Genomic DNA, 3,485 nt, shown 5'->3' on the forward strand with positions numbered 1-3,485 from the left:
CGGTTGGGGCTGTAGGTATTCTCGGTGGGAGTTTCCTCTGTGTTCATCCCCGGAGTCTTCTTCTCGGCTTCAGCTGCGCCCTGCGCCATGTCCTTCACTTGCTCCCCAGTCTGATGAAGAAAGCTGGAAGCTTGGGCAGTGTAGGAACTGTCCTGGGTGGATTGGTCACGCCCTTCCTGGCACTGGTTCATAAAATCATCCTTCTTGGCCTGAGCTTGACCGACGAGCTCGCCGGCGCTGTAAAAACTCTAGCTCCCTTCCTTCTCTGTCTTTTGTTGTCTCTTTGATAGGCAAATGAAGTATATCTTTTAGGCCTATTGAAGGAGACTTTGCATCACCAAGAAACAAACTCGAGATGGAGATTTTCTTGTTTTTGATCGTCAGTTTCATCCATCCTTCACCATGGGGGACGTTTCACTGGAGCAGATAAAAAACGAGAATATTGATCTTGAGAGAATTCCTGTTAAAGAGGTATTTGACCAGCTAAGATGCACAAAAGAAGGGTTGACCAGCGCACAAGGCGAGGAGAGGCTTGCGATCTTTGGCCCCAACAAGCTAGAGGAGAAAAAAGAGAGCAAATTTCTCAAGTTCCTGGGCTTCATGTGGAATCCTTTATCATGGGTTATGGAAGCAGCTGCCATAATGGCCATTGCTTTGGCTAATGGAGGAGGCAAACCTCCGGACTGGCAAGACTTTGTTGGGATCATTGTGTTGCTTATCATCAACTCCACCATCAGCTTCATTGAAGAAAACAATGCAGGCAACGCCGCCGCCGCCTTGATGGCCGGTCTAGCCCCGAAAACCAAGGTTTTGAGGGATGGAAAATGGAGTGAGCAAGATGCAGCAATTCTGGTACCAGGAGATATCATCAGCATCAAGTTGGGAGATATTATCCCAGCAGATGCTCGTCTCATGGAGGGAGATCCGCTCAAGATTGATCAGTCTGCTCTGACCGGTGAATCCCTTCCAGTCACAAAGAATCCTGGAGATGGAATTTTCTCTGGCTCAACCTGCAAGCAAGGTGAAATTGAGGCTGTTGTCATCGCCACTGGTGTTCATACCTTCTTCGGCAAGGCAGCTCACCTTGTTGACAACACTAATAATGTTGGTCATTTCCAAAAGGTGCTGACAGCCATTGGTAACTTCTGTATCTGCTCAATTGCTATCGGAATGCTGATTGAAATCATAGTGATGTACCCAATCCAGAAAAGGAGGTACAGGGAGGGCATCGATAACCTCTTGGTGCTTCTCATCGGCGGTATCCCAATTGCAATGCCTACAGTTTTGTCCGTGACAATGGCCATTGGGTCTCACCGTCTATCACAGCAAGGTGCCATCACCAAGAGAATGACTGCCATTGAAGAAATGGCTGGAATGGATGTCTTATGTAGTGACAAGACTGGAACTCTAACCCTCAACAAGCTTACCGTTGACAAGAACCTTATTGAGGTGTTTGCCAAGGACATGGACAAGGATACCCTTTTATTACATGCTGCCAGGGGCTCGAGAATTGAGAATCAGGATGCCATTGACGCTTCAATTGTTGGGATGCTGGGCGACCCCAAGGAGGCAAGAGCTGATATCACCGAAGTGCATTTCTTGCCCTTCAACCCCGTGGAAAAGCGCACTGCAATCACTTATTATGACAGCAAAGGTGACTGGTACAGAAGCAGCAAGGGAGCTCCGGAGCAAATTATCGACCTCTGCCAACTCAAGGGCGAGATGAAGAAAAAGGCTCATGAAATCATTGACAACTTTGCTGAACGTGGCCTTCGTTCCCTAGGAGTTGCTCGCCAGACAATTCCAGAAAAGAACAAGGAAAGCGAAGGAGAACCATGGGAGTTTGTGGGTCTCTTGCCTCTTTTCGACCCTCCAAGGCATGATAGTGCCGAGACTATCCGCCGAGCCCTTGACCTTGGTGTCAATGTTAAAATGATAACCGGCGATCAACTTGCTATTGGCAAAGAGACTGGCCGCAGGCTTGGGATGGGTACAAACATGTATCCCTCATCTTCTCTCCTTGGTAATAGCAAGGATGAGGGCATTGCTGGCATTCCAGTTGATGAGCTCATCGAGAAGGCTGATGGGTTTGCCGGAGTCTTCCCTGAACACAAGTATGAGATTGTTAAAAAGCTACAAGAGAGGAAGCACATTTGTGGTATGACAGGAGATGGTGTTAATGACGCGCCTGCATTGAAGAAGGCAGACATTGGTATTGCGGTGGCAGATGCGACTGATGCTGCCAGGGGAGCCTCCGATATTGTGTTGACAGAACCAGGTTTGAGTGTTATTATCAGTGCTGTATTGACAAGCAGAGCCATCTTCCAGAGGATGAAGAACTACACAATTTATGCCGTTTCCATCACAATCCGTATTGTCCTGGGATTCTTGCTCGTGGCACTTATCTGGAAATTCGATTTCTCACCATTCATGGTCCTGATTATCGCTATTCTCAATGACGGAACCATCATGACCATCTCCAAAGATAGAGTCAAGCCATCTCCTGTGCCAGACTCATGGAAGCTCAAGGAAATCTTTGCCACAGGTGTTGTCCTTGGAACCTACATGTCAATCATGACTGTGGTGTTCTTCTGGCTTGTTCATGACACTGATTTCTTCCCTGAGAAGTTCGGTGTGAGGTCAATTAAAGGAAAACCAGATGAGCTCACGGCAGCTCTTTACCTTCAAGTGAGCATCATCAGTCAAGCACTCATCTTTGTGACCAGGTCAAGGAGCTGGTCCTTTACTGAATGCCCTGGTCTCTTACTTGTCGGTGCCTTCATTGCTGCACAAGTGGTGGCAACTGTCATTGCTGGATATGCAACCTGGTCCTTTGCAAGAATCCAAGGGGTTGGTTGGGGATGGGCAGGAATCATCTGGATTTACAGCATCGTCACCTACATCCCTCTCGATGTCCTCAAGTTCATCATTCGATATGCTTTGACTGGGAAGGCCTGGGATAATCTGCTGCAGAATAAGACTGCTTTCACCAACAAGAAGGACTACGGAAAGGGTGAGAGAGAAGCTCAATGGGCCACTGCTCAACGTACTCTTCATGGTCTCCAACCTCCAGAAACCATGTTCAATGACAAGACCACCTACAGAGAGTTGAATGAGCTAGCTGAGCAGGCTAAGAAGCGTGCCGAAGTAGCAAGGCTCAGAGAGCTCCACACATTGAAGGGACATGTTGACTCAGTGGTGAAGATGAAGGGGCTAGACATTGACACCATCCAACAGCACTACACAGTCTAAAGATGTTAAGGAGTTGTAAGAAGAAGAATGCACAAATAAGATAGAGAGACAGTTCAGGGAGAACAAACAAAGAAACTCATGCCAGGGCTGCTTTTTTCTGTTCCTCATTGATTCATTTTTAATTCAAAATATAGGTGGGATCTTCACAAGGGATATTTGTTGTAGCTTTTTCTGAGAATGGTGAAGAATTCTAGTGGAGATTAGAATACAATGAAGAACTCAAGGGACTAAGC

General features: G+C 47.2%; 2 protein-coding genes. One reads left to right on the forward strand and one right to left on the reverse strand.

Annotated elements, in window-relative coordinates:
• On the reverse strand, positions 1-191 hold a 191-nt coding region (locus tag GRI99_RS19075; RefSeq protein WP_237438468.1), incomplete at its 3' end, for a hypothetical protein.
• 211 nt (positions 192-402) lie between these two features.
• On the opposite strand from GRI99_RS19075, the gene GRI99_RS19080 reads away from it, so the two are divergent.
• Entirely contained in the window at positions 403-3,252 is a 2,850-nt protein-coding gene (locus GRI99_RS19080) for a plasma-membrane proton-efflux P-type ATPase (protein ID WP_160773523.1), read from the forward strand.
• Positions 3,253-3,485 lie beyond the last annotated feature (233 nt).

The sequence above is a fragment of the Alteraurantiacibacter buctensis genome, assembly GCF_009827655.1.
Classification (GTDB): Bacteria; Pseudomonadota; Alphaproteobacteria; order Sphingomonadales; family Sphingomonadaceae; genus Alteraurantiacibacter; species Alteraurantiacibacter buctensis.